General features: G+C 64.3%; 23 protein-coding genes. 9 read left to right on the plus strand and 14 right to left on the minus strand.

The window, feature by feature from the left end:
* Nucleotides 1-65 precede the first annotated feature (65 nt).
* The 12 genes from aspS to serA all read right to left on the minus strand — a co-directional run bounded on the left by aspS (nt 66) and on the right by serA (nt 14969).
* Entirely contained in the window at nt 66-1868 is a 1803-nt protein-coding gene (aspS, locus tag ASE52_RS20420) for an aspartate--tRNA ligase (RefSeq protein ID WP_010461942.1), read from the minus strand.
* Between the two features lie 41 nt (nt 1869-1909).
* A complete protein-coding gene (locus ASE52_RS20425; RefSeq protein ID WP_010461944.1) occupies nt 1910-2533 on the minus strand; it encodes a DUF502 domain-containing protein in 624 nt (207 codons plus the stop codon).
* Nucleotides 2534-2542: 9 nt separating this feature from the next.
* Nucleotides 2543-2887 (minus strand): FmdB family zinc ribbon protein, encoded by a 345-nt coding sequence (locus tag ASE52_RS20430; protein WP_057228829.1) that lies wholly within the window; start codon nt 2885-2887, stop codon nt 2543-2545.
* Between the two features lie 63 nt (nt 2888-2950).
* A complete protein-coding gene (locus tag ASE52_RS20435) occupies nt 2951-4396 on the minus strand; it encodes a sodium:solute symporter family protein (RefSeq protein WP_057228831.1) in 1446 nt (481 codons plus the stop codon).
* Nucleotides 4397-4493: 97 nt separating this feature from the next.
* Entirely contained in the window at nt 4494-6059 is a 1566-nt protein-coding gene (gene ubiB, locus ASE52_RS20440; protein WP_010461949.1) for a ubiquinone biosynthesis regulatory protein kinase UbiB, read from the minus strand.
* Nucleotides 6056-6667, minus strand: a complete 612-nt coding sequence (locus tag ASE52_RS20445) for a hypothetical protein (RefSeq protein WP_057228833.1) — start codon at nt 6665-6667, stop codon at nt 6056-6058. The genes ubiB and ASE52_RS20445 overlap by 4 nt, the downstream gene beginning before the upstream one ends.
* Nucleotides 6668-6721: 54 nt before the next feature.
* Nucleotides 6722-7750 carry a TIM44-like domain-containing protein gene (locus ASE52_RS20450; protein ID WP_029413889.1) on the minus strand — a complete coding sequence of 343 codons (1029 nt, stop codon included), beginning with the start codon at nt 7748-7750 and terminating at the stop codon, nt 6722-6724.
* A gap of 36 nt (nt 7751-7786) precedes the next feature.
* Nucleotides 7787-8518: a bifunctional demethylmenaquinone methyltransferase/2-methoxy-6-polyprenyl-1,4-benzoquinol methylase UbiE gene (ubiE, locus tag ASE52_RS20455; protein WP_010461955.1), complete on the minus strand. Its 732-nt coding sequence runs from the start codon at nt 8516-8518 to the stop codon at nt 7787-7789.
* A 214-nt stretch (nt 8519-8732) separates the two neighbouring features.
* On the minus strand, nt 8733-9155 hold the full coding sequence (locus ASE52_RS20460; RefSeq protein ID WP_057228835.1) for a DUF971 domain-containing protein: 423 nt from the start codon (nt 9153-9155) through the stop codon (nt 8733-8735).
* A 114-nt stretch (nt 9156-9269) separates the two neighbouring features.
* Nucleotides 9270-9701 (minus strand): HIT family protein, encoded by a 432-nt coding sequence (locus tag ASE52_RS20465; RefSeq protein WP_057228837.1) that lies wholly within the window; start codon nt 9699-9701, stop codon nt 9270-9272.
* On the minus strand, nt 9701-13618 hold the full coding sequence (locus ASE52_RS20470) for an FAD/FMN-binding oxidoreductase (RefSeq protein ID WP_057229637.1): 3918 nt from the start codon (nt 13616-13618) through the stop codon (nt 9701-9703). Before ASE52_RS20470 ends, ASE52_RS20465 begins: the two co-directional genes overlap by 1 nt.
* A gap of 121 nt (nt 13619-13739) precedes the next feature.
* Entirely contained in the window at nt 13740-14969 is a 1230-nt protein-coding gene (serA, locus tag ASE52_RS20475) for a phosphoglycerate dehydrogenase (protein ID WP_057228839.1), read from the minus strand.
* Between the two features lie 300 nt (nt 14970-15269).
* Between serA and ugpB the strand changes: the two genes are divergently transcribed.
* The 6 genes from ugpB (at nt 15270) to ugpQ (ending at nt 20904) form a co-directional block, all read left to right on the plus strand.
* Nucleotides 15270-16580 (plus strand): sn-glycerol-3-phosphate ABC transporter substrate-binding protein UgpB, encoded by a 1311-nt coding sequence (gene ugpB / locus ASE52_RS20480; protein ID WP_010461964.1) that lies wholly within the window; start codon nt 15270-15272, stop codon nt 16578-16580.
* Between the two features lie 203 nt (nt 16581-16783).
* Nucleotides 16784-17665: a sn-glycerol-3-phosphate ABC transporter permease UgpA gene (gene ugpA / locus ASE52_RS20485; protein WP_010461967.1), complete on the plus strand. Its 882-nt coding sequence runs from the start codon at nt 16784-16786 to the stop codon at nt 17663-17665.
* 149 nt (nt 17666-17814) lie between these two features.
* Entirely contained in the window at nt 17815-18666 is an 852-nt protein-coding gene (gene ugpE, locus ASE52_RS20490) for a sn-glycerol-3-phosphate ABC transporter permease UgpE (protein ID WP_010461970.1), read from the plus strand.
* 60 nt (nt 18667-18726) lie between these two features.
* Nucleotides 18727-19737, plus strand: a complete 1011-nt coding sequence (locus ASE52_RS20495) for a sn-glycerol-3-phosphate import ATP-binding protein UgpC (protein WP_010461971.1) — start codon at nt 18727-18729, stop codon at nt 19735-19737.
* Nucleotides 19738-19741: 4 nt separating this feature from the next.
* Entirely contained in the window at nt 19742-20110 is a 369-nt protein-coding gene (locus tag ASE52_RS20500; protein ID WP_057228841.1) for a VOC family protein, read from the plus strand.
* Nucleotides 20107-20904 (plus strand): glycerophosphodiester phosphodiesterase, encoded by a 798-nt coding sequence (ugpQ, locus tag ASE52_RS20505; RefSeq protein WP_057228845.1) that lies wholly within the window; start codon nt 20107-20109, stop codon nt 20902-20904. Before ASE52_RS20500 ends, ugpQ begins: the two co-directional genes overlap by 4 nt.
* A gap of 227 nt (nt 20905-21131) precedes the next feature.
* Here the strand turns inward: ugpQ and ASE52_RS20510 are convergent, their stop codons facing one another.
* Both ASE52_RS20510 and ASE52_RS20515 read right to left on the minus strand, forming a co-directional pair.
* Nucleotides 21132-22100 (minus strand): tripartite tricarboxylate transporter substrate binding protein, encoded by a 969-nt coding sequence (locus tag ASE52_RS20510; RefSeq protein WP_057228847.1) that lies wholly within the window; start codon nt 22098-22100, stop codon nt 21132-21134.
* Between the two features lie 150 nt (nt 22101-22250).
* Nucleotides 22251-22529 carry a hypothetical protein gene (locus ASE52_RS20515; RefSeq protein WP_057228849.1) on the minus strand — a complete coding sequence of 93 codons (279 nt, stop codon included), beginning with the start codon at nt 22527-22529 and terminating at the stop codon, nt 22251-22253.
* A gap of 72 nt (nt 22530-22601) precedes the next feature.
* Here ASE52_RS20515 and hemA point away from each other — a divergent pair, with 72 nt between their 5' ends.
* The 3 genes from hemA (at nt 22602) to prmC (ending at nt 26052) form a co-directional block, all read left to right on the plus strand.
* Complete coding sequence (gene hemA, locus ASE52_RS20520) at nt 22602-23918, plus strand: glutamyl-tRNA reductase (protein WP_010461984.1); 1317 nt, start codon at nt 22602-22604, stop codon at nt 23916-23918.
* Between the two features lie 114 nt (nt 23919-24032).
* Entirely contained in the window at nt 24033-25145 is a 1113-nt protein-coding gene (gene prfA / locus ASE52_RS20525; RefSeq protein WP_057228851.1) for a peptide chain release factor 1, read from the plus strand.
* Between the two features lie 73 nt (nt 25146-25218).
* On the plus strand, nt 25219-26052 hold the full coding sequence (gene prmC, locus ASE52_RS20530; protein WP_057228853.1) for a peptide chain release factor N(5)-glutamine methyltransferase: 834 nt from the start codon (nt 25219-25221) through the stop codon (nt 26050-26052).
* The last annotated feature ends 218 nt before the right edge of the window (nt 26053-26270 follow it).

Genomic DNA, 26270 nt, shown 5'->3' on the forward strand with positions numbered 1-26270 from the left:
CCTTGCCGCTTTTTGTAGTGCGATGCCACAGGAGTGCATCTGCTGGGTTCGGGGAAAGCCCCGGATCAAGCTGCCTTGACAGCGTCGATGTTGCGCAGGCGGATGTGCAGTTCGCGCAGCTGCTTTTCGTCCACGGGCGAAGGCGCCTGCGTGAGCAGATCCTGGGCGCGCTGGGTCTTGGGGAACGCGATCACATCGCGGATCGACTCTGCACCGGTCATCAGCGTGATCAGGCGGTCCAGGCCGAAAGCCAGGCCACCGTGTGGAGGCGCACCGTACTGCAGGGCATCGAGCAGGTAGCCGAACTTGGCCTGTGCGTCTTCGGGCGTGATCTTGAGTGCATCGAACACCTTCTTTTGCACATCGGCGCGGTGGATACGCACCGAACCGCCACCCAGCTCCCAGCCGTTGAGCACCATGTCGTAGGCCTTGGCGATGCATTTGCCAGGGTCTGTGTCCATCAGGTCCTCGTGGCCATCCTTTGGCGACGTGAAGGGGTGGTGCACGGCGGCCCAGCGGTCGTTTTCTTCGTCATGCTCGAACATCGGGAAGTCCACCACCCACAGCGGCGCCCAGCGGCTTTCGAACAGGCCGTTTTTCTTGCCGAATTCGCTGTGGCCGACCTTCAGGCGCAGCGCGCCGATGGAATCGTTGACGACCTTTTCCTTGTCAGCACCGAAGAACAGCAAGTCACCGTCTTGCGCACCGGTGCGCTTCAGGATCTCGGCGATGGCCGCGTCGTGCAGGTTCTTCACGATGGGCGACTGCAGGCCCTCGCGGCCATTGGCCACTTCGTTGACCTTGATCCAGGCCAGGCCCTTGGCGCCGTAGATCTTCACGAACTCGGTGTACGCATCGATCTCGCCGCGCGAGATCTGCGAGCCACCGGGCACGCGCAGGGCCACCACACGGCCACCCTTGGTGGTGGCGGGGGCGGAGAAGACCTTGAAGTCCACGTCCTTCATCACTTCGGTCAGCTCGGTGAATTCGAGCTTCACACGCAGGTCAGGCTTGTCGGAGCCGAAGCGGAAAGCCGCTTCCTGGTACGTCATGATGGGGAATTCGCCCAGGTCGACACCCAACTGCTGCTGGAACACCTCAGCGATCATGCGCTGGAAGATCGCGCGGATTTCTTCCTCACCCAGGAACGAGGTCTCGCAGTCGATCTGCGTGAACTCGGGCTGGCGGTCGGCGCGCAGGTCTTCGTCGCGGAAGCACTTGGTGATCTGGTAGTAGCGGTCGTAGCCGGCCACCATCAGCATCTGCTTGTACAGCTGGGGCGACTGGGGCAGCGCAAAGAACTGGCCGTCGTGCACGCGGCTGGGCACCAGGTAGTCGCGCGCGCCTTCGGGCGTGCTCTTGCCCAGCATGGGCGTCTCGATGTCGATGAAGCCTTCCTTGTCCAGGAAGTTGCGCACCTGGATGGAGGTCTTGTAGCGCAGCATCATGTTGCGCTGCATGTGCGGGCGGCGCAGGTCCATCACGCGGTGCGTGAGGCGCGTGGTTTCCGACAGGTTTTCGTCGTCCATCTGGAACGGAGGCGTGACCGATGGGTTGAGCACGTTCAGCTCGTGGCACAGCACTTCGATCTGGCCGCTCTTGAGCTTGTCGTTGGTGGTGCCGTCGGGACGGGGGCGCACCAGGCCCACCACCTGCACGCAGAACTCGTTGCGCACGTCTTCGGCGGTCTTGAACATCTCGGCACGGTCCGGGTCGCACACCACCTGCACATAGCCTTCGCGGTCGCGCAGGTCGATGAAGATCACGCCGCCATGATCGCGGCGGCGGTTCACCCAGCCCGACAGGGTGACGGTTTGGCCCATCAGGGCTTCGGTCACAAGACCGCAATAGTGGGAACGCATGGCCATGGCAGAAACTTCCGGCGCCCGGGGGGCGCATTAAAAGGGATTCACTTACCCGGAGAAATGAGCGTGGGGTCCGCCGGAGCGACCACACCCATCGAAACGATGTATTTGAGGGCTGAGTCCACGCTCATGTCGAGCTCGACGCAGTCGCTCTTGCGCAGCATCACGAAATAGCCGCCCGTGGGGTTGGGCGTGGTGGGCACATACACACTCACGAACTCGTCACGCAGATAGGCGGCCACCTCGCCGTTGGGCGCCCCGGTGACGAAGGCCACGGTCCAGACACCCTCGCGCGGCCACTGCACCAGCACCGCCTTGCGAAAGGCGTTGCCGCTTTCGGAAAACAGCGTATCGGAGACCTGCTTGACGCTGGAGTAGATGGAGCGCACCACGGGGATGCGGTGCACCACCGCATCGCCCCACTGCACCAGCTTGCGGCCGGCGAAGTTGCTGGCAATGGCGCCCACCACCAGCAGGATCAGCAGAGTGAGCACCACACCAAAGCCGGGCACGTGGACGCCCAGCAGCTTGTCGGGATGCCATGCGCCCGGCAGGATTTGCAGGGTCTGGTCCAGGGTGCTCACAATCCAGTTGAGCACCCACGCCGTGATCACTCCCGGCACGATCACCAGAAGGCCTGTCAACAGCCATTTGCGCAGGGCAGCCATGAGGGTGACTCAGCTCGCGGAGGGGGTTGAAGAGGCAGAACTGCCGCCAGCGCTTGATGCATCAGCACTAGGCGCTTCTTTTTTAGGAGCATCACCAGAACTGGCAGGTGCCGCAGCGTCGGCTTTCGGCTCTGCCTTGCTGTCGGTCGCGGGGGCAGAATTGCCGCTGCTGCCACCGCGAAAATCGGTCACGTACCAACCCGAACCCTTGAGCTGGAAGCCCGCCGCAGTGACTTGCTTGGAAAATGCCTCCGCACCACAGGCGGGGCACACCGTCAGGGGCGCGTCGGAGATTTTTTGCAGCACATCCTTGGCATAGCCGCAGGAGCCGCATTTGTAGGCGTAGATAGGCATGTCAGAGTGTTGAGGGAAAGTGCAAAACCCTCAATTATAGGCGGCACGTCCATCTCCACAGCGTTACTCCGTCCCGACCAGCTTGTGATGGGATGCGTGGCTGTTGCGGATGGCCTGCGGGCCCAACGAGCCGACCAGCATGCCCGCCAGCGCCGCGAGCAGGCCTGCCAGCTGCGCGGGGAAGACAACACCGGCGGGCGTTGCCAGGAACAGCAACCAGGTCACCAGCCCCAGCACAATGGCAAATATGGCCCCTTGGGTGGTGGCACGTTTCCAGTAGAGACCAAAAACCAGGGGCACAAAGGCACCCACCAGCGGCACCTGGTAGGCGCCCGACACCAGTTCGTAAATCGACGTGCCCTGCATGTAGATGGCATACGCCAACACGCAGGCGCTGAACACCAGGGTGGTGATGCGCATGGTCCGCAGATGCTGCTTGTCAGAGCTGTGCGGACGGAACTGCCGCCAGATGTTCTCCGTAAAGGTCACGCTGGGCGCCAGCAGCGTGGCCGAGGCCGTGGACTTGAGCGCCGACAGCAGTGCACCAAAAAACAGCACCTGCATCACAAACGGCATCTTCTCCAGCACCAACGTGGGCAGCACCTTTTGCGGATCGTCCTTGAGCAGCGCGGCTGTCTCGGTGGGCATGATGATGAGCGCACTGGCCACCAGGAACATGGGCACGAAGGCGAACAGGATGTAGCAGATGCCGCCAATCACCGGGCCGCGCGTGGCCGCCTGGATGTTGTTGGCCGACATGACACGCTGGAACACGTCCTGCTGCGGGATGGAGCCAAACATCATGGTCACGCCCGCTGCAATGAAGAAAACCACGTCATGGAACTTGGGCTCGGGCAGGAAGCGGAACAACTCGCGGCTGGATGCGAATTCGATGACCTTGCCAGCGCCGCCGGCCATGTTGCCCGCGAACACGGCAATCACAGCCAGCCCCACCACCAGAATGATCATCTGGATGAAGTCCGTCACCGCCACCGACCACATGCCGCCAAACAACGTGTACGCCAGGATGGACACCACACCGATGGTCATGCCCATGGGAATACTGATGGAGCCGCCCGAAAGCAGGTTGAACACCAGGCCCAGCGCAGTGACCTGGGCCGAGACCCAGCCCAGATAGCTGAGCATGATGATGAGCGAGCAGACGACCTCCACCGTGCGGCCGTAGCGCTCCCGGTAGTAATCGCTGATGGTCAGCAGCGTCATGCGGTAAAGCTTGCCCGCAAAGAACAGGCCCACCAGGATCAGGCAGAAGCCGGCGCCGAACGGATCTTCCACGACATTGCCAAGGCCGCCCTCGATGAACTTGGCCGGAATGCCCAGCACCGTTTCCGAACCGAACCACGTGGCAAACGTGGTGGTGATGATCATGTACAGCGGCAGATGCCGCCCGGCGATGGCAAAGTCCGCCGCGTTCTTCACGCGCCGGGCTGCCAAGAGCCCAATGCCGATAGTGATCAGCAGGTAAACAATAACCAGGGTCAACAGCACGGCACGCTCCTCTCTCTTTGTCTCAATTTATCTGGTGTGAAGAAATGAAATCTGTCAGTTTGGCGTTCCTGCTCAAGAACGCAGGGGCGGCAGACTTCTAAAACAGCCGGATTCTGACCAGCAGTTGCATGACCAGCAATCCCAGCACAAACCCGACCCCAGCAAAAATGATGCCTTGCAACAGGCGATTGGTGCGTTTTTGCGCATCCAGCAGTTCGCGCAGAGCGTGCTGGTGGTCGGCCGGGCGCTGCCGCAGCGCGTCATACAGCAGGCGTGGCAGCTCCGGGATCAGCTTGGCATAGTGGGGTGCCTCCGCTCGCAGCTCACGCCACAGGCGCTGCGGCCCCATCTGCTCCAGCATCCACTTCTCCAGAAACGGCTTGGCCGTGCTCCACAGGTCGAGTTCCGGGTCCAGCTCGCGGCCCAGGCCTTCGATGTTGAGCAGCGTCTTTTGCAGCAGTACCAGCTGCGGCTGGATCTCCACATGGAAGCGCCGCGAGGTCTGGAACAGGCGCATCAGCACCATGCCGAGCGAAATTTCCTTCAACGGCCGGTCGAAGTACGGTTCGCACACGGCGCGGATGGCCGATTCGAGGTCGTTCACCCGCGTTTCGGGCGGCACCCAGCCGCTTTCGATGTGCAGCTCGGCCACGCGCTTGTAGTCGCGCCGGAAGAACGCCACGAAGTTCTGTGCCAGATACTCTTTGTCAGACTCGGTGAGCGTGCCCACGATGCCGAAGTCCAGCGAGATATAGCGCCCGAAGGTGGCGGGGTCCAGGCTCACCTGGATGTTGCCGGGGTGCATGTCGGCATGAAAGAAGCCGTCGCGGAACACCTGGGTGAAGAAGATGGTGACACCGTCGCGCGCCAGCTTGGGGATGTCCACGCCCGCGTCGCGCAAGCGGTCCATCTGGCTGATGGGCACACCGTTCATGCGCTGCATGACCATGACCTCCGGGTGACAGAAGTCCCACAGGATCTCCGGGATCAGCACCAGGTCCAGCCCCTGCATGTTGCGGCGCAGTTGGGCGGCGTTGGCAGCCTCGCGCACCAGGTCCAGCTCGTCGTGCAGGTAGTTGTCAAACTCGGCGACCACTTCGCGGGGCTTGAGGCGCTTGCCATCGGCTGACAGGTTCTCCACCCACCCGGCCATCATGCGCATGAGGCCCAGGTCTTTCTCGATCACGGGCAGCATGCCCGGGCGCAGCACCTTGACCGCCACCTCGCGCTCGATGCCGTTGCGGTCGCGCAGCGTGGCGAAATGCACCTGTGCAATCGACGCGCTGGCCACCGGCACGCGTTCAAAGGAAGTGAAGACTTCATCCACCGGACGGCGGAATGCCCGCTCGATGGTGGCCATCGCAATTTCCGGGTCGAACGGGGGCACGCGGTCCTGCAGCCGGGCCAGCTCGTCGGCCACATCTGGTGGAAGGAGGTCGCGGCGCGTCGAAAGCACCTGGCCGAACTTGACGAAGATGGGCCCCAGGCGCTCCAGCGCCAGGCGCAGCCGCTGGCCGCGTGGTGCATCCAGGTTGCGCCCGAACGACAGGACCCGTGATGCCGAGCGCAGCCAGGGTTTCTGGAAGCTGTCCAGCACCATGGCATCCAGGCCGTACCGGAACACCACCCAAAGGATGGCGCCCCCCCGGAGGAACTGCTTCATGCCCCCGCCCGCTCGGATCCGCCGTTCGGCGCAGCTGGCGTGGCAGGCTCGGGGGGCACGGGCACCAAGGCCGACGACGATGGTGCCACGCGTGCGCCCACAAACTGGCGCAGCGCCTGCGCGGCGCGGCGCGCAACCTGCGCCACGGTATGGGCAGGGGCGTCGCCCATCACGCGTGCGAGGTCTTCCTCGACATCCCAACGCACATGGTCGACCAGCCAGTTGATCTCGGCGGCCAACTGCACATCGCCTTCGATGCGGATGGAGGGCTTGTCACCCCGCAGCGCGGTCTGGGCCAGCGCGAAGGGAGAGGTCTCGGTCACTTCCAGCCGCAGATCGGCCACGGCGGCCTCCGGCGCGAGATTGAACAGCCCGGCCGGTGTGATGGCCAGGGCCATCGAATAGGCGCGCCACTGTACGCGGGCGATGCTGCCCTTCTGGCGCACCAGACGGTCCATCGCCTCTTTTTCCTGCATCAGCACGTGGTTGAGGAACAGCACGATCCGCTGCTGCATCTCGTGCACGAGCCATTGGGGGGGCTGGGGGCCGGCGGCCACGCGCTCAAAGAGGCCGTCCAGAAACGAAAAAGGGGACTGTGGTGTTGCCATAGTCCCCGATTATTCCCTGAACTGGGATAGCCCCACTGCGGGGCATTTCCTTTATTACTGCAGGGCCTGCACACCCGCCACCAGCCAGCCGCTGCTGCCGGCCTTGGGTTTGGTCATGTTCCAGACCTCACGGAAGGGGCTCGGGCCCGCCGAAGGCTCTTCGCGGATCATGCCGGAGAACTCGACGCTGGCCATGTAGCCATCACCCAGGTCTTCAATGCCCAGCAACTGGGCTTCGATCATGACCACATCGGTGTGGTTGGGCTGCACGCCACGGTGGTCTTCGCGCTCTGTCAGCTGGGTGCGGATCTCGCCCAACATGCTGTCGGTCATCATGGACCGCAGCGTGTTGATGTCCGAACGGTCCCAGGCGGCTTGCAGAGTGACGAAATTGCGCTTGGCAGCAGACAGGAAGCCCTCGGTATCAAAGCCTTCCGGAATGCCCCAGTTCTGGGAACCCGACAGGCCCGAGCCAATGACCACACCCGTGCCCACCCCGCCCTGCGCAGCTCGCGAGGCGTCGAACGCCATGCTGCTGCGCTCCCAGGGGCGCGCCGAGGCGTCGTTGCCCACGTTGTTCGGGCTGTACTGTGGAGGCACCTGCGCGGCGGCAGGCGTTGCAGCACCCGCCCCCTGGAAAGCGAACGGAGCACCGCCGGCAGCAGCACCGCCATTGCCGCCACCACCACTGCGTGCACGCATCACCATCTTGAAGATGGCAAACGCGGCCAGCGCCAGCAGCGCGATCATCAGAATATTGCCGAACCCTGCGCCCAGCCCCAGGGAGTGGGCCAGCCACGCCAGGCCCAGACCGGCGGCCAGGCCACCCAGCATCGCACCCCAAGGCTTCTTGGCGGCTGCGGCCGCAGGGGCTGCCGCACCCGCAGCGGCGGGCTTGGCAGCCGCATTGGTAGCGCTCTGGGCCGGAGCACCTGGCGTCGCGGGCGGCGTTGCCGACTCGCGTTGCGTTACGTTGTTCGACTGCTGACCCGTCGATTTTCCACCACCCAGTCGCCGGGCGTCGGCATCGGCGTGCGCAAACGCCAGCATCGCGACCAACACCACAGACCACAGTTTCATCATGACTTCTCCGTCTCCGTTAATGACCAAGCGAAACGCTCAGCACTTGATTCCAACATGCAAGGCCACAATGCCCCCTGTCATGTTGTGATAGTCCACATGCCCAAAGCCATTTTTTTGCATGAGGCTTTTGAGTTCTTCCTGGCCCGGATGCATGCGGATCGATTCAGCCAGATACCGGTAACTCGCGTCGTCACCGGCCACCAGCTTGCCCAGCTGGGGCAGCACCTTGAACGAATACCAGTCGTACGCTTTCTCCAGCGGCTTGGCCACCTTGGAAAACTCGAGCACCAGCAGCTTGCCGCCGGGCTTGAGCACACGGCACATCTCGGCAATCGCCTGGTCCTTGTGCGTCATGTTGCGCAGGCCGAAGGCCACGCTCACCACATCGAAATGCCCGTCCGGGAACGGCAGCTTTTCGGCATCGCAAACCGTCGTCGGCAACACCACACCCGCATCGATCAGGCGGTCACGCCCCACGCGCAGCATGGCTTCGTTGATGTCGGTATGCACCACGCGGCCGGTGGCACCCACCTTCTTGGAGAACGCCAGCGCCAGGTCGCCCGTGCCGCCTGCAATGTCCAGCACCTGGCTGCCTTCGCGCAGGTTGGCCACCATCACTGTGTAGGCCTTCCAGGCGCGGTGCAGGCCCGCCGACATGAGGTCGTTCATCACGTCGTACTTGGAGGCCACGGAGTCGAACACACCCCGCACGCGGCGTGCCTTTTCCTGCTCGTCCACCGACTGAAAACCAAAATGCGTGGTACTCATAAGAATCATGCTAGGCGCGTGAACGCCAGAGGTACAGCGACAACCCCGCACTGAAATGGGGCATCTGTCGCAATTTGGACAACACCATTGAAGAAAAATCAGCCGCCAGCGCTTATCTATATTGCGCCAACAGCTATTACTTCAATAGCACCTTGACGGACAAGGGCTTCCGCCGCGTTCTGTGCTCCGCCAGAAAACCACCCGGCTTTGCGCCTCAATGGCTGCCACAGGCATGCCCCCCGGCACCACCTTTGGGCGCCATGGGCGCATCGCGGTCGGCCCCTGCGGCGGCCAGCCGCTCGGTGTATTGGGTCCACAGCGCGTCTTGCTGCTGGCCCAATTCGTAGAGGTAATCCCAGCTAAAGATGCCACTCTCGTGCCCGTCGGAAAACGTGGGCTTGACCGCGTAGTTGCCCACGGGCTCCAGGTGGACCAGCGTGACCTCCCGCTTGCCCGTCTGCAGCACTTCCTGGCCCGGGCCATGGCCCTGCACTTCGGCCGACGGTGAATACACGCGCATCAACTCAAACGGAATGCGGAACGTGGCGCCATCGGAGAACCCCACTTCGAGCACCCGCGATGCCTCGTGCACCGTGATTGCCTGCGGCGTGGGCGCGCCCGCTTTCAAACCTGCCATGGATTCACCTGTGAGAAAACTGTTGTCAGAAACGACGGCGGTGATTGTCCCACCCGCCGCAGACCCCACCACCCAGAGGGCCGGGAGACGCTCCATCACCTGGCAGAGCGCCAGTCACGCAGCAACCAGGGGCGCCAGCTGTAGACGCAAGGCGCTTTCCAGCGCTGGCAGCAGCGCCTGCACTGCAGCCTCTTGCGCCGCAGGGCTGGGCCGCTGCGCAGCCGCCCACACAGGCGAGGGGAAGTGGCTGTCCCAGTCAAACCGCGCAATCACATGCCAGTGCAGGTGCGGCACCATGTTGCCCAGTGCCGCAATGTTGACCTTGGTGGGCGACAGGTGCTGGCGCAGGGCCTGCTCCACCACCGTCACGGCCTCCATGCAGTGGGCGCGTTCGGTAGCAGCCAGGTCCGAGAACTCGGCCACATGCGCATTCCAGACCACGCGGTAGAAGGCAGGAAACCCCGCCTCCTGCGCACGGATGACACGCAGGCGCTCACCGCGCCAGACCAATGCGCCACCGTCTTCGGCGCACAAAGGGCAGACCATCAGACCAGCACCCGCTCAATGCCGCCCTGGTTGGCGCGCTGGACATAGTCGGGCATCCAGTTCTCGCCCAGGATTTCGCGCGCCATCTCGACCACGATGTAGTCGGCTTCGAGCAGACCGTTGTTCAGGTCGCCTTCGTAGCGGTTCAGGCCCTGCAGGCAGCTCGGGCAGCTGGTGAGGATCTTCACGTTGTCCTGCGCGCCCACTGCGCCGCTGGCACGCAGCTGGGCCTCGCCCTTCTTGATTTCTTCTTCCTTGCGAAAGCGCACTTGCGTGGACACATCCGGGCGCGTCACGCCCAGCGTGCCGGACTCTCCGCAGCAGCGTTCGCTCTTCAGGACCTGCTCGCCCACCAGCGCCTTCACGGTCTTCATCGAGTCCTGAAGCTTCATCGGGTTGTGGCAAGGCTCGTGGTACAGGTACGCCCCCTTGCCCTGCAGGCTGACACCCTTCTCCAGCAGGTACTCGTGGATGTCGATGATCCGGCTGCCCGGGAAGATCTTGTCGAATTCGTAGCCCTGCAGCTGGTCGTAGCAGGTGCCACAGCTCACCACCACGGTCTTGATGTCAAGGTAGTTGAGCGTGTTGGCCACGCGGTGGAAGAGCACCCGGTTGTCGGTGATCATCTTCTCGGCCTTGTCGAACTGGCCCGAGCCGCGCTGGGGGTAGCCGCAGCACAGGTAGCCCGGGGGCAGCACGGTTTGCACCCCGGTGTGCCACAGCATGGCCTGCGTGGCCAGGCCGACCTGGCTGAACAGGCGCTCCGAGCCACACCCCGGGAAATAGAACACCGCTTCCGTCTCGGCCGTGGTGGTGGCCGGGTTGCGGATGATGGGCACGTAGTCCTTGTCCTCGATATCGAGCAGTGCGCGCGCCGTCTTCTTGGGCAATCCCCCCGGCAGCTTCTTGTTGATGAAATGGATCACCTGCTCCTTGATCGGAGCGGTGCCCACCGTCGCAGGCGGCTTGGCCGTTTGCTTGCGGCCCACCTTGCGCAGCAGGTCCACGGCCAGGCGCTGAGCCTTGAAGCCCACATCCACCATGGCCGAACGCATGAACTTGATGGTGTCCGGGTTGGTGGCGTTGAGCATGGTCATCGCCAGCGCGTTGCCAGGCCGGAACGTCTTCTTGCCCATCTTGCGCAGCAGGTTGCGCATGTTCATGGTGACGTCGCCGAAGTCGATCTTCACCGGGCAGGGGCTTTCGCACTTGTGGCACACCGTGCAATGGTCGGCCACGTCCTCAAACTCCTGCCAGTGCTTGATGCTCACACCCCGGCGGGTCTGCTCTTCGTACAAAAACGCCTCGACCAGCAGCGAGGTGGCCAGGATCTTGTTGCGCGGGCTGTAGAGCAAATTGGCGCGTGGCACGTGCGTGGAGCACACGGGCTTGCACTTGCCGCAGCGCAGGCAGTCCTTGACGCTGTCGGCAATCGCGCCGATGTCGCTCTGCTGCATGATCAGCGACTCGTGGCCCATCAGCCCGAAGCTGGGCGTGTAGGCATTCGTCAAATCGGCGTGCATCAACGCAGCGTTTGAAGCGCTTTTGGCCTCTAGCGCTTGTCTATCAAGCGCTGGCAGCTCCTGATTTCGGAGCAACTTACCCTTGTTGAAGCGGCCCTCGGGGTCCACCCGCTGCTTGTACTGCGCAAACGGCAGCAGCTCTTCGTCGGTCAAGAACTCCAGCTTGGTGATGCCAATGCCGTGTTCGCCCGAGATCACGCCGTCCAGGCTGCGCGCCAGCACCATGATGCGCGCCACGGCCTCGTGCGCGGTCTGCAGCATCTCATAGTCGTCGCTGTTGACGGGCAGGTTGGTGTGCACATTGCCGTCGCCCGCATGCATGTGCAGCGCCACCCACACCCGGCCCTTGAGCACGCGCTTGTGGATGGCCACAGCCTCGTCCAGGATGGGCTTGAACGCCGCGCCGGTGAAGATGCCTTGCAGCGGCGCCCGCAGCTGGATCTTCCAGCTCGCGCGCAGCGTGTGGTCCTGCAGTTGGGGAAACAGGGTTTCCACACCGTGCAGCCAGCCTTGCCACAGCGCGCGGACCTCCTCCACCAAACCGATGGCCTGGGCCACGCGCTCCTGCAGCAGCTCCGGCGAGGGCACCTCGTCATCGGCGTCGTGTTTGCCCAAGGGCAGGTTGCCCCGCTCGAAGAACTCGGTCAGCGCGTCGCACAGCTTGATCTTGTTGCGCAGGGAGAGCTCGATGTTGATGCGCTCGATGCCGTCGGTGTACTCGGCCATGCGCGGCAGCGGGATCACCACGTCTTCGTTGATCTTGAAGGCGTTGGTGTGGCGGCTGATGGCGGCCGTCTTCTTGCGGTCGGCCCAGAACTTCTTGCGCGCTTCGGCCGTGATGGCCACAAAACCTTCGCCACTGCGGGTGTTGGCCAGGCGCACGACCTCGCTGGTCACGCGGGCCACGTCGTCGGCGTTGTCGCCCGCGATGTCTCCTATCAGCACCATCTTGGGCAGGCCACCGTTGCCCTTCTTGCTCTTGGTGGCGTAGCCCACGGCCTTCAGGTAGCGGTCGTCCAGGTGCTCCAGCCCCGCCAGCAGCACGCCACTGCGCTTTTGCTCGGCGAACATGAAGTCCTTGATCTCGACGATGGAAGGCACGGCGTCCTTGGCGTTGCCGAAGAACTCCATGCACACGGTGCGCGTGTGCTCGGGCATGCGGTGCACCACCCAGCGCGCGCTGGTGATGAGGCCATCGCAACCTTCTTTCTGGATACCGGGCAGGCCCGACAGAAACTTGTCCGTCACGTCCTTGCCCAGGCCTTCCTTGCGGAAGGTGCGACCGGGGATGGCCAGGCGCTCGGTGCGCACGGGCGTCTTGCCGTCGGCCTCGAAATACTGCAGATCGAAGGTGGCCGTCTCCGCGTCATGGATCTTGCCCATGTTGTGGTCCAGCCGCGTCACTTCGAGCCACTGGGCGTCGGGCGTCACCATGCGCCAGCTGGCCAGGTTGTCCAGCGCCGTGCCCCAGAGCACGGCCTTCTTGCCGCCCGCGTTCATGGCGATGTTGCCGCCGATGCAGCTGGCCTCGGCGCTGGTCGGGTCCACGGCAAACACAAAACCCGCACGCTCGGCCGCATCGGCCACGCGCTGGGTGACCACGCCGGCCTCGGTCCACACCGTGCCCACTTCGCGGTCCATGCCCGGCAGGCGGCGCATCTCCACCTCGGTCATGGCTTCGAGCTTTTCGGTGTTGATGACCACGCTCTTCCACGTCAGCGGAATCGCGCCGCCGGTGTAGCCGGTGCCGCCTCCGCGTGGAATGATGGTCAGGCCCAGCTCGATGCAGCCCTTGACCAGGCCTGCCATCTCGGTTTCCGTATCCGGCGTGAGCACCACAAACGGGTATTCAACGCGCCAATCGGTCGCGTCGGTCACATGGCTCACGCGCGAGAGGCCGTCAAACTTGATGTTGTCCTTGGCAGTCAGGCGGCCCAGGGTCTTCTGGATCTGGCGGCGCAGCTGCGCGGCCTGCTCGAAGGTGGCGTTGAATTCGGCCACGGCGCGGCGCGCAGCCACCACCAGTTCACCCACCAGACGGTCGCGCCCGGCGTCGTCGTCGGGTGTGCGGCGTTTTTCGATCTCGCCCAGCCGGTGCTGCAGGGCATCGACCAGGAGCTTGCGGCGGTTGGGGTTGTCCAGCAGGTCGTCCTGCAGGTAGGGGTTGCGCTGCACCACCCAGATATCGCCCAGCACTTCATACAACATGCGGGCAGATCGCCCGGTGCGGCGCTCTTTGCGCAGCTGGTCCAGCACATCCCAGGCCGGAGACCCCAGCAGGCGGATCACGATCTCCCGGTCGGAGAACGAGGTGTAGTTGTAAGGAATTTCGCGCAGACGCACAGGCTCGGCAGCCTGCGTCTGCAAGGCAGCCAACGCAATCGGAACATTCATGGGGTCAACCTGGGGCGGGCGCTGCGCGCCCATGAGCCTTGGGGGCGCGATTTTAAGCCACCGGCCCTCCTCTCGCCGGGCCGGGGCTACACGGATCGGCGCCAGGGACCGATGGACAGCGTCAGAAAAGCACGCGGCTGCGCAGTGTGCCGCCGACCTTGGCCAGCTTGTCCAGCGCCAGGTCGGACGAAGCCGCGTCGATGTCGATCACCACATAGCCGATCTTCTCGTTGGTCTGCAGGTACTGGGCCGAGATGTTGATCTGGTTGTCCGAGAAGATGCGGTTGATCTCCGACAACACGCCCGGCACGTTGCGGTGGATGTGCAGCAGGCGGTGCTTGCCAGGGTGTGCGGGCAGCGCCACCTCGGGGAAGTTGACCGACGAGGTGCTAGTGCCGTTGTCGCTGTACTTCACGAGCTTTTCTGCCACTTCGAGGCCAATGTTGGCTTGCGCTTCCATGGTGGAGCCACCGATGTGGGGGGTCAGGATCACGTTGTCCAGGCCGCGCAGGGGCGACTGGAACTCGTCCTTGTTGGTGCGCGGCTCCACCGGGAACACGTCGATGGCGGCGCCCAGCAGCTGCTTGGCTTTGAGCGCTTCTGCCAGCGCCTCAATATCCACCACCGTGCCACGCGCGGCGTTGATGAGGATGCCGCCGGGTTTCATCGCGGCGATCTCGGCGGCGCCGATCATGCCTTCGGTGGACGGCAGTTCGGGCACGTGCAGGCTCACGATGTCGCACTGCCCCAGCAGGTCGTGCAGATGCTGCACCTGGCGTGCATTGCCCAACGGCAGCTTGTTGACCACATCAAAAAACGCCACCTGCATGCCCAGGGCCTCGGCCAGCACCGACAGCTGTGTGCCGATGGAGCCGTAGCCCACGATGCCCAGGGTCTTGCCCCGGATTTCATAGGCGTTGTCGGCCGACTTGAGCCAGCCCCCCCGGTGCGCCACCGCGTTCTTCTCGGGGATGCCGCGCAGCAGCAGGATGGCCTCGGCCAGCACCAGCTCGGCCACAGAGCGGGTGTTGGAATACGGCGCGTTGAAAACGGCAATGCCGCGTTCGCGCGCGGCGTTCAGGTCCACCTGGTTGGTGCCAATACAAAAGCAGCCCACGGCCACCAGCTTGTGCGCCTGGGCAAACACCTCTTCGGTGAGCTGGGTGCGCGAGCGGATGCCCACGAAGTGCACATCCGCAATCTTGCGCTTGAGTTCCTCGTCCGGCAGCGCACCGGACACCGTCTCGATCTGGGTGTAGCCAGCAGCACGGATCACATCCACGGCGGAAGCGTGGATGCCCTCGAGCAGCAGGAATTTGATCTTGTTCTTGTCCAGCGAATTGGTAGCCATGGCGATAAGAAGAAAGGGTGTGGAGAAAAGAGACTCGGCGCGTTTGCAGCGCGAACGAACCGACGCGGAGGCGACTGGCACGCGACCCGCAGCATGGTGCATTGCACAAAACCTTGCAAGCCTCGGCAAATGCGCCACACCTTGTCACAAAAGAGTCACAATCGCTTCCCTCATGGGGACCCCAAGGGGTTTCCCCGGTTGTTGCAAGCGCAAGGCTCATGCGACAACGACATATCAATGTCACATCGGCTGCATAGCATCCAGCCCTTGTGCTTTTCGTCATCCTCGGAGGAAATATTCATGCAAACGAAGCATCTGGCGGTCTGCGCTGCCATTGCCTTGTCGGTCTGCGCACCAGCGCAGGCACAACAGGTGGAGATTCAGTGGTGGCATTCGATGAGCGCAGCGCTCGGCGACTGGGTCAACGATCTGGCCAAACAATACAACGCCAGCCAGACCAAATACAAGGTCGTGCCCACCTACAAGGGCACGTATGACGAATCGATGACGGGCGCCATCGCCGCCTTCCGTGCTGGCAACGCACCCCACATCCTGCAGGTGTTTGAAGTGGGCACCGCCACCATGATGTCCAGCAAGGGCGCCATCGTCCCCGCGGCCAAGGTGCTCAACGATGCAGGCTTCAAGTTCGACCCCACCCAATACGTGTCCGCTGTCGCCGGCTACTACACCGCGCCCAATGGCCAGATGCTGAGCTACCCACTCAACAGCTCCACCACCATCTTCTATTACAACAAGGACGCCTTCAAGAAGGCCGGCCTGGACGCCGACAAGCCGCCAAAGACCTGGCCCGAAGTGTTCGCAGCCGCCTCCAAGCTCAAGGCCAGCGGCCACAGCTGCCCGTTCACCACCAGCTGGATCAGCTGGACGCAGCTGGAGAGCTTCTCGCTGTGGCACAACACCCTGTTCGCCTCCAAGAACAACGGCTTTGACGGCAACGACGCCCAGCTGCAGGTCAACACCCCCCTGCACGTGCGCCACTTCGAGAACCTGGCCAAGGCCTCCAAGGACGGTAGCTTCGTCTACAAGGGCCGCGGCAATCTGCCGGACGCATCCTTCCCTTCGGGCGAATGCGCCATGATCACCGGCTCTTCCGGTCTGTACGCCCGCGTGGCCAAGGAAGCCAAGTTTGCCTACGGCATCTCTGCCCTGCCCTATTACGACGATGTGAAGGGCGCGCCCCAGAACACCGCGATCGGCGGCGCCAGCCTGTGGGTGATGGCTGGCAAGAAGGCTGAGGAATACAAGGGCGTGGCCGACTTCCTGAACTTCCTGAATGACACCAAGGTGCAGGCCGCCAGCCACCAGCGCACGGGCTACCTGCCCGTGACCATGGGCGCCTACCAGCTGACCGAGGCTTCGGGCTTCTACACCAAGAACCCCGGCACCGACGTGGCCGTGACGCAGATGATCAAGAAGGCCACTGAAAAGTCGCGGGGCATCCGCCTGGGCAACTTCGTGCAGATCCGCTCCATCATCGACGAGGAAACCGAACAGATCTGGTCGGGCAAGAAGTCGCCCAAGGAAGCCCTGGACACGGCCGTGACCCGTGGCAACGAGCAACTGGCCCGTTTCGCGCGCGCCAACAAGTAAGTTCTGACGAGCGTCTATTGATGCCACCGGGCCGTTGAGGCCCGGTGGCATCGAAAGCCCGCCGCCCCCGTAAACCCTGCGGTTTACTGGGCGGCGGGTTGTCTTTTTTTGCCGCCGGGCAGTCCCACGGCAAAAGCGGCCCGATGGCGGGCCCGCGCTCCCGCGCAGCAGCCAGCGCGGGGACATTTTTTGAGAGTCTGGACATGGAAAAACGCGTTCTCTTTCGCTCTGCATGGCTGCCGTGGGTGCTTCTGGCACCCCAGCTGGCCATCATCAGCGTCTTCTTCTTCTGGCCTGCCGGTCAGGCCCTGGTGCAATCGTTCCAGATGCAGGATTCCTTCGGCTTCTCGAAGGAATGGGTGGGTTTTGACAACTTCCGGGACCTGTTCCAGGACCCGGGCTACCTGGCGTCGTTCAAGACCACGGCCTTCTTCTCGATCCTGGTTGCAGTCAGCGGCATCACGCTGTCGCTGATCCTCGCGATCTTTGCCGACCGCATCATCAAGGGCGCGATGGTCTACAAGACCGCGCTGCTGCTGCCCTACGCCGTGGCCCCCGCCGTGGCGGGCGTGCTGTGGATGTTCATGTTTTCGCCCTCGCTGGGGGTGGTGGCCTACATGCTGCGCCAGTCCGGTTTCGACTGGAACCACATGCTCAACGCCGACCACGCCATGGCGCTGATCGTGATCGCGGCGGTGTGGAAGCAGATCTCCTACAACTTCCTGTTCTTCCTGGCAGGCCTGCAGTCCATACCGAAGTCGCTCATCGAGGCCGCCGCCATAGACGGTGCAGGCCCCTGGCGCCGGTTCTGGAGCATCCAGTTCCCGCTGCTGTCGCCCACCACGTTCTTCCTGCTGGTGATCAACGTGGTGTACGCGTTTTTCGACACCTTCGCCATCGTCGATGCCACCACACAAGGCGGCCCGGGCCGAGACACCGCCATCCTGGTCTACAAGGTCTACCACGATGGGTTCAAGGCCATGGACATGGGCGGATCGGCCGCGCAGTCGGTGGTGCTGATGGTGATCGTGGTGGTGCTCACCGTGATCCAGTTCCGCTACGTTGAAAAGAAAGTGCAGTACTAGATGACTCCCCCCCGAAGCGCCTTTGGCGCCTCCCCCTCGAGGGGGCGCCTCCAGCGGCCCGGCAAAGCCGGTTCCGCGGTGGCACGCGCAATGGCGCCCTTTGATTCACGCATGTCTTCTTCATCGCCCCTCTCTCCTGGAGCCCTCGCATGGTAGAGCGCAGTCCTTATTTCACCGCGTTCTCGCACCTCGTCATGGTGCTGGGCGTGGTCATCGTCGGTTTTCCGCTGTACCTGGCCTTTGTGGCCTCCACCCACACGGCGCAGGACATTGTCCAGGTGCCCATGCCCATGGTGCCCGGCGGCAACTTCTGGCAAACCTACCACGACGCCCTGTTCGGCGGCGGCTCCGGCGCGGGCTCCACCGCACCCGTGGCGCGCATGATGTGGGTGAGTTTTGTCACCGCCATCGTCATCACGCTGGGCAAGATCGCGATCTCGCTGCTGTCGGCATTCGCCATCGTGTACTTCCGCTTCCCGTTCAAGGGCATCTGCTTCTGGCTGATCTTCATCACGCTGATGCTGCCGGTGGAAGTGCGCATCGGCCCCACCTACCAGGTGGTGTCGGACCTCGGCATGCTCAACAGCTACGCGGGCCTCACGGTGCCGCTGATTGCCTCGGCCACGGCCACGTTCCTGTTCCGGCAGTTCTTCCTCACGGTGCCGGATGAACTGGTGGAAGCCGCCCGCGTGGACGGCGCCGGCCCGATGCGCTTCTTCAAGGACATCCTGGTGCCGCTGTCGCGCACGTCGATTGCCGCGCTGTTCGTGATCCAGTTCATCTATGGCTGGAACCAGTACCTGTGGCCGCTGCTGGTGACCACGTCCGAAGACATGTACCCCGTGGTGATCGGCATCAAGCGCATGCTGGCCGGCGGCGATGCGGGCAACGAGTGGAACATCGTGATGGCCACGGCCCTGCTGGCCATGCTGCCACCCGCCTTTGTGGTGGTGGTCATGCAGCGCTGGTTCGTCAAGGGCCTGGTGGACACCGAAAAATAAGACAAAACCCCTGCTAGCGCTTATCTATCAAGCACTTGTAGCTATCAAATTTATTGCATCATGGCATCCATATCTCTTCGCAACATCATCAAGCGCTACGGCCACGGCCCCAAGGCCAACCAGGTGATCCACGGCGTCAACGCCGAGGTCAAGGACGGCGAGTTCATCGTCATCGTGGGCCCCTCGGGCTGTGGCAAATCCACCCTGCTGCGCATGGTGGCGGGCCTGGAGGAAATCTCTGGCGGCGAGCTTCGCATCGGCGACCGTGTGGTCAATGACCTGGAACCCGCCCAGCGCGACATCGCGATGGTGTTCCAGAACTACGCGCTGTATCCGCACATGACGAACTTCGACAACATGGCCTATGGCCTGAAGATCGCCAAGGTCCCCAAGGAAGAAATCAAGGCGCGCGTCGACAAGGCCGCCAAGATCCTTGAATTGGGGCACCTGCTTGAGCGCAAGCCGCGCGAGCTGTCCGGCGGCCAGCGCCAGCGCGTGGCCATGGGCCGCGCCATCGTGCGCCAGCCCCAGGTGTTTTTGTTTGACGAGCCGCTGTCCAACCTGGACGCCAAGCTGCGCGCGCAAACCCGCCTCGAAATCCAGAAGCTGCACCGTGAACTCGGTATCACCAGCCTGTTCGTGACCCACGATCAGGTGGAAGCCATGACGCTGGCGCAGCGCATGATCGTGATGAACGCGGGCAACATGGAGCAGTTCGGCACGCCCGAAGAGGTCTACCACACGCCCGCCACCACCTTCGTGGCCAGTTTCATCGGCTCGCCGCCCATGAACCTGCTCAAGAACGCCCCCAGCGCCGCGCCCGGCACCATCCTGGGCATCCGCCCCGAGCACCTGGACGTGCGCAGCGAAGGCTGGGAAATCAAGGTCGAAACGGTCGAACTGCTGGGCGCCGAACGCCTGATCTACGGCCGCATCAATGGCGAGCAGATCATTGTGCGCGTGGAAGAAGGCACCCATGCACCAGCGCCTGACTCGGTGATCCACGTGGTGCCGCGCCCAGACCGCCTGCACGCATTCGACGCCACCACCGGCAAACGCATCGCTGCCTGAGCTGATGTTGCCCAAGCCGGCCGCCAGCAGCGGGAACGGGGTTCAGGCCACCGTTCCTGTGCTGGCGTCTCTGAACCTTGCAGAAACCCTGCGGTTCTACACCGAGCACCTGGGCTTTGCTCCGCTGCTGGAGATGGACAACTACCTGATCCTGCAGCGTGATGGTTGTGAACTGCATTTCTGGCCCTGCAACGAACCCCACATTGCAGAGAACACCTCGTGCTATGTGCGTGCAGACACAGAATCGCTGCACGCGGATTTCACGGCACGGGGCCTGCAAGTGGCACCCCCCATCGTCCAGCCCTGGGGCATGAAGGAGATGTACGTCATCGACCCCCACGGCAACCTGCTGAAGTTTGGTGAACCCGCATGAGCGCTCCCTCGCCCGCCCCTGTATCCACCTTGGCCCCCTGGCCCTACCCCCGCTGGATCGCGCACCGCGGCGCCGGCAAGCTGGCCCCTGAAAACACCCTGGCCGCCTTCCGGCTGGGCGCCCAGCATGGGTACCGCATGTTCGAGTGCGACGCCAAGCTGAGTGCCGACGGCGTGCCGTTTCTGATGCACGACGCCACGCTGGACCGCACCACCAACGCGGCGCAGGTGCTAGGCACCACCGCCAGCAACACCGGGGGCGACCACCCCTGGAGCGCGCTGGCCCAGCTGGACGCCGGCAGCTGGCATTCGCGCACCCATGCGGGCGAGCCGTTGCCCACTCTGGAGAACATGGCACGCTACTGCATCGCCAACGGGTTCTTCCTGAACATCGAAATCAAACCGACACCCGGGGCCGAGGAAAAAACGGGCCGGGTGGTGGGGGAACATGCGGCGCGGCTGTGGCAAGGCCAGGCCGTGCTGCCCCTGTTCTCGTCCTTCCAGCCCGAAGCGCTGGCAGGCGCCCGGGCCACGGCCCCCCACATTCCACGCGCCCTGCTGCTGGACACGTTGCGCAACGGCTGGCTGGACCTGGCACGCCAGCTGGGCTGTGTGGCCATCGTGTGCAACCACGCACTGTGGGATGCGGCACTGGTCGCACAGGTCCACGGCGCAGGCCTGCGTGCGCTGAGCTACACAGTGAACGACGACTGGGCCGCGCAGCGGCTCATTCACCTGGAAACCGACGGCATCATCACCGACCGCGTGGACTTTTTTTCGCCCGCCACGCCCTAGGGCGTGCCGTCACCCGAAGCCCGCTCCAAGGCCAGCGCCACCGCGGAACCGGCTTTGCCGGGCCTCCATTGGCGTCCCTCTCCGCGCGGACTTTTTTTGCCCGCCACGCCCTAGGGCATGCCGTCACCCCAACCCCGCACCAAGGCCAGCGCCACCGTGGAACCGGCTTTGCCGGGCCACCGGTGGCGTCCCCCTTCCAGGGGGAAGGCGCACAGCGCCTCAGGGGGTCAGTCCAATTTAGCGCCCGACTTCTTCACCGCGTCGGCCCAGCGCGGCAGCTCGGCCGCAAGGAATTTCGCAAAATCGTCCGATCCCAGAAACGCCGGGTCGGCCCCCTGGCTCACCATGCGATTGCGCACATCGGGCATCTGCAGCACCTGTCCAAAGGCATCGCTGAGCTTATTGACCACGTCTTTGGGTGTCCCGGCCGGGGCCAGAAAGCCGTAGAAGCCCACCACCTCAAAGCCCTTGATGCCGCTCTCGATCACCGTGGGCACATCGGGCAGCGCGGGGTTGCGCTCCTTGCTGGTCACGGCCAGGGCGCGCACCTTGCCCTGCTTGTGGTAGCTGGCCGCCTGCGGGATGCTCTCGGCCATGAATTGCACCTGCCCGCCCATGAGGTCGGTGAATGCCGGGGCGCTGCCCCGGTAGGGAATGTGCACCATGAACAGGCCCGTGGCGGTCTTGAACATCTCGGGCACCAGGTGGCTGATGCCGCCGTTGCCCGCCGAGCCAAAGTTGACCTGGCCCGGCCGCGACTTGGCATAGGCCATGAACTCCTGCAGGTTCTTGGCGGGCACGCTGGGGTTCACCAAAAGGGCCAGTGGCTGCATGGCGGTGCGCGCAATCGGCACAAAATCCTTGAGGGTCGAATACGGCAACCGGCTGTAGAGCCCCGGGTTGATGACCATCACGCCGGTGTTGGCCAGCATGAGGGTGTGGCCGTCGGGCGGCGCCTTCATCACGTCCTGCGCGCCCACGGTGCCACCCGCGCCAGCCTTGTAATCCACCACCACGGGCTGGCCCAGCACGGCCTGCAGCTTGTCGGTAAGCAAACGGGCATGCTGGTCCAGCGGGCCGCCCGCCGGAAACCCCACCACGATGCGAATGGGTTTGGAAGGGAAGGCCTGGGCCTGCGCGGCGGCAGACAGGGCAAGACCTGCGGCAAGGGCGATCCAGGTACGCATCAGCTTCATGGGGGGTGTCTCCAGCAGTCAGTGTTATGGGTGTGCGTCCTTCAGCGGCGGACCCTGGGGCGACGCCGCTGAAGAGGCACCAAGGCTAGCAGACACCAGGGCGCCAGAGCCCGTCCACCGGCCCTCGCAAACCCTCAGGAGGGCAGGCGCTCAGGCCTTCCAGCCCCGCACCAGAACCCACTGGCAGGTTGCACAGACCACGACCAGGGCAGCGTAGGTCAGCATCTTGCCGTCACGCCCCCACACCACAAGCCCTGCCAGCAGCGTGGCCAGCCCGACCCCAAAAACAACAGCGGCATGCAGCCACCCCGAGAGCGTTGCGGGCGCCTTGGAGTGGATGAAACGCCTTGAAAGCACCAGCAGCAGCGCCATGGCGGCAGCAGGTGCCGCAAAATTGAGCAGGTGGTTGAAAACGTCCAGAGGACCCATGGAATTGACCCAAATCAAGGCTTGAACAAGCAAGGCCGCCTGTTCGGGCCAACAATTTTATAATCGGTGACTATGGCAGTCTGGGCCCTCGGCATCAACCACACCACCGCGCCGCTCGATCTGCGTGGCCGGTTCGCGTTCGCGCTCGACCAGATCGCCCCCACATTACACGGTTTGCGCCAGTCGCTGGGCACCACCAGCCGCCACCCGGGAGTGGAAACCGCCATCATCTCCACCTGCAACCGCACCGAAATCTACTGCGCGGGCGAGCAGGCCGCCATGGACCATACGCTGGGCTGGCTGGCCCAGAGCGGCGGTGTGAGCCCCGCACTGCTGCGCTCGCACTCCTACACGCTCGAAGACAGTCTGGTCGCGCGCCATGCCTTCCGCGTGGCCAGCGGGCTCGACTCGATGGTGCTGGGCGAAGCCCAGATCCTGGGCCAGATGAAGGATGCCGTGCGCGCCGCCGAAACCGCTGGCGCCCTGGGCACCACGCTCAACCAGTTGTTCCAGCGCAGCTTTGCCGTGGCCAAGGAGGTGCGCACCAGCACCGAGATCGGCGCGCACAGCATCAGCATGGCCGCCGCCGCCGTGCGCCTGGCCAGCCAGCTGTTCGAAGACCTCGGCAAGATCCGCGTGCTGTTCGTCGGCGCGGGCGAAATGATCGAGCTGTGCGCCACGCACTTCGCGGCCAAGAACCCCAAGCAGATCGCCATTGCCAACCGCACGCTCGAGCGCGGCGAGAAGCTGGCCACCCGCTTTGGCGGCGAGGTGATGCGCCTGGCCGACCTGCCCGAGCGCCTGCACGAGTTCGACGCGGTGATCAGCTGCACCGCCAGCAGCCTGCCCATCATCGGCCTGGGCGCCGTGGAGCGCGCCCTCAAGAAGCGCCGCCACCGTCCCATGTTCATGGTCGACCTGGCCGTGCCGCGCGACATCGAGCCCGAGGTCAAGGCCCTGGGCGATGTCTACCTGTACACCGTGGACGACCTGGCCAGCGTGGTGCAGACCGCCCAGGCCAACCGCCAGGCCGCCGTGGCCCAGGCCGAGGCCATCATCGACGCCGGCGTACAGAGCTTCATGCACTGGATGGAGCTGCGCAGCCCCGTGGGCGAGACCGGTGGTGTCGTGCCGCTGATCCAGCAGCTCAACGCGCAGACCGACGAGTGGCGCGCGCTGGAGATCGCACGCGCCAAGAAGCTGCTGGCCAAGGGCGAGGATGTGGACGCCGTGCTGGAGGCGCTGTCGCGCGGCCTCACGCAAAAGATGCTGCACGGCACCCTGGCCGAGCTGCGCGCTGGCGATGCCGAAGTGCGCGCCCAGACGGCCCAGACCGTCTCGCGCCTGTTCCTGCGCTCGCAAAGCAAGACCCCCCACAACGGCCTGTAGCGGCGCTCGCCCGCTCCACAGCCCGCCCCGATTTCAATCCAAATCGGCCCCTAGCGCTTTATCCACAAGCGCCACAAGCTACAAAATCAGTAGCCCCTCCTTTTCCAGAATTCCATGAAACCATTTCTCCGAAGCCAGCTGGAGCGCTATGCGCAGCGCCTGGGCGAACTCGACTTTCTGCTCTCGCGCGAAGACATCATGAGCGACATGGCGCAGTACCGGCGCATCTCCGTCGAACATGCCGAGGTCACACAGGTGGCAGGGCGCTACGCCCGCTACCAGCAGCGCGAAGCCGACCTGGCCGGCGCCCGCGAAATGCTGGGCGACCCCGACATGGCCGAGATGGCGCAGGAAGAAATCACCAGTGCCGAAGCCGAACTGCTGCAGCTCGCAGACGAACTGCAGCGCCTGCTGTTGCCGAAGGACCCCGACGATGCGCGCAACGCGTTCGTCGAAATCCGCGCCGGCACGGGCGGCGACGAATCGGCCCTGTTCGCGGGCGATCTCACGCGCATGTACACCCGCTACGCCGACCGCGTGGGCTGGAAGGTGGAGATCGTGAGCGAGAACGCGGCCGAACTGGGCGGCTACAAGGAAATCGTGCTGCGCGTCGAAGGCCAGCCCGGAACGGGCCCCTCCGGTAGCGGTGTCTACGGCACCCTCAAGTTCGAATCCGGCGGCCACCGCGTGCAGCGCGTGCCCGCCACCGAAACACAAGGCCGCATCCACACCAGCGCCTGCACCGTGGCCGTGATGCCCGAGCCCGACGAGCACGAGGCCATCAAGCTCAACCCGGCCGACCTGCGCATCGACACCTTCCGCGCATCGGGCGCGGGCGGCCAGCACATCAACAAGACCGACTCCGCCGTGCGCGTGGTGCACTTGCCCACCGGCATCGTGGCCGAATGCCAGGACGGCCGCAGCCAGCACGCCAACAAGGCCAAGGCGCTACAGGTGCTGCAGGCGCGCATCCAGGAAAAGGACCGCAGCGAGCGCGCCGCCAAAGAGGCCGCGCTGCGCAAGGGCCTGATCGGCAGCGGCGACCGCAGCGACCGCATCCGCACGTACAACTTCCCGCAGGGCCGCTTGACGGACCACCGCATCAACCTCACCTTGTACAAGCTGCTGTATGTGATGGAAGGCGACCTGGCCGATGTGCTGCAGGCTTTGGCCCACGCGCGCGAAGCCGAGCAACTGGAAGAGCTGGAGATGGGCACCACGGGCTGATTTCTACCCAAAATTTGAACAAAATTGGCCTCTGGCGCTTGATGAGAAAGCGCCAGAAGCTATCAAAATAGTAGTGAACAACACCTCCCCCACCCTGGCCCAGGCACTGAACCAGGCCCGCACCCTGGGCCTGGACCGCATCGATGCGCAACTGCTGCTGCTGCACGCCCTGGCCCGCCCGGATGCAGGCCGCGCCTGGCTGCTGGCGCACGACACCGACACGATGGATGCGGTCGTGCACAGCCAGTTCATTGCGTTGTGCCAGCGCCGCGTGGCGGGCGAACCCGTGGCCTACCTCACCGGGCGCAAGGAGTTCTATGGCCTGCCGTTGCAGGTGGATGCACGCGTGCTGGACCCGCGCCCGGACACCGAGACGCTGGTGGACTGGGCGCTGGAGGTGATCGCCCCCCTGCCCGCACCGCAGGTGGTGGACCTGGGCACCGGCAGCGGCGCGATTGCGCTGGCCCTGCAGAGCCAGCGCCCCACCGCGCAGGTGATGGCCGTGGACGCCAGCGCCGATGCCCTGGCCGTGGCCCGGGCCAATGCCGACCGGCTGGGCCTGCCCGTTCGGTTTGCACAGGGCAACTGGCTCACCGAGGTGCCTGGGCGCTTCGACGCCATCGTCTCCAACCCGCCCTACATCGCCAGTGCCGACCCGCACCTGGCCGCTCTCACGCACGAACCGTTGCAGGCCCTTGCCAGTGGCGCCGATGGGCTCGACGACATCCGCACCATCGTCGCGCAGGCGCCCAGCTGCCTTGCGCCGGGCGGCTGGTTGCTGCTGGAACACGGCCATGACCAGGCACAGGCGGTGCGCGATCTGCTGCAGCGTGCAGGCTTCAGCACAGTGGCCAGCAGGCGCGATCTGGCAGGCATCGAGCGCTGCACAGGTGGTTGCTGGGCCTAGCAGGCTGCCGGACTTGGGAGTCGTCGGCTGCAAATCGGCCGCAGCGGAATGACTCTCTTCCCACCAACTGTTACAAACAAAGCCCGACGCAGCGGTGTGGGGAATTCAATAATCACCGGCACCCGCTGCGGGGCAACACCTTGCCGCCACCGCTTCGGACGGCGCCCGTGTGATCGATCGGTGCCGTGCCATCCGCACCAGGCACCATCAGACGCTCC

The organism is Acidovorax sp. Root275, assembly GCF_001428965.1.
In the GTDB taxonomy this organism is placed as follows: Bacteria; Pseudomonadota; Gammaproteobacteria; order Burkholderiales; family Burkholderiaceae_C; genus Acidovorax; species Acidovorax radicis.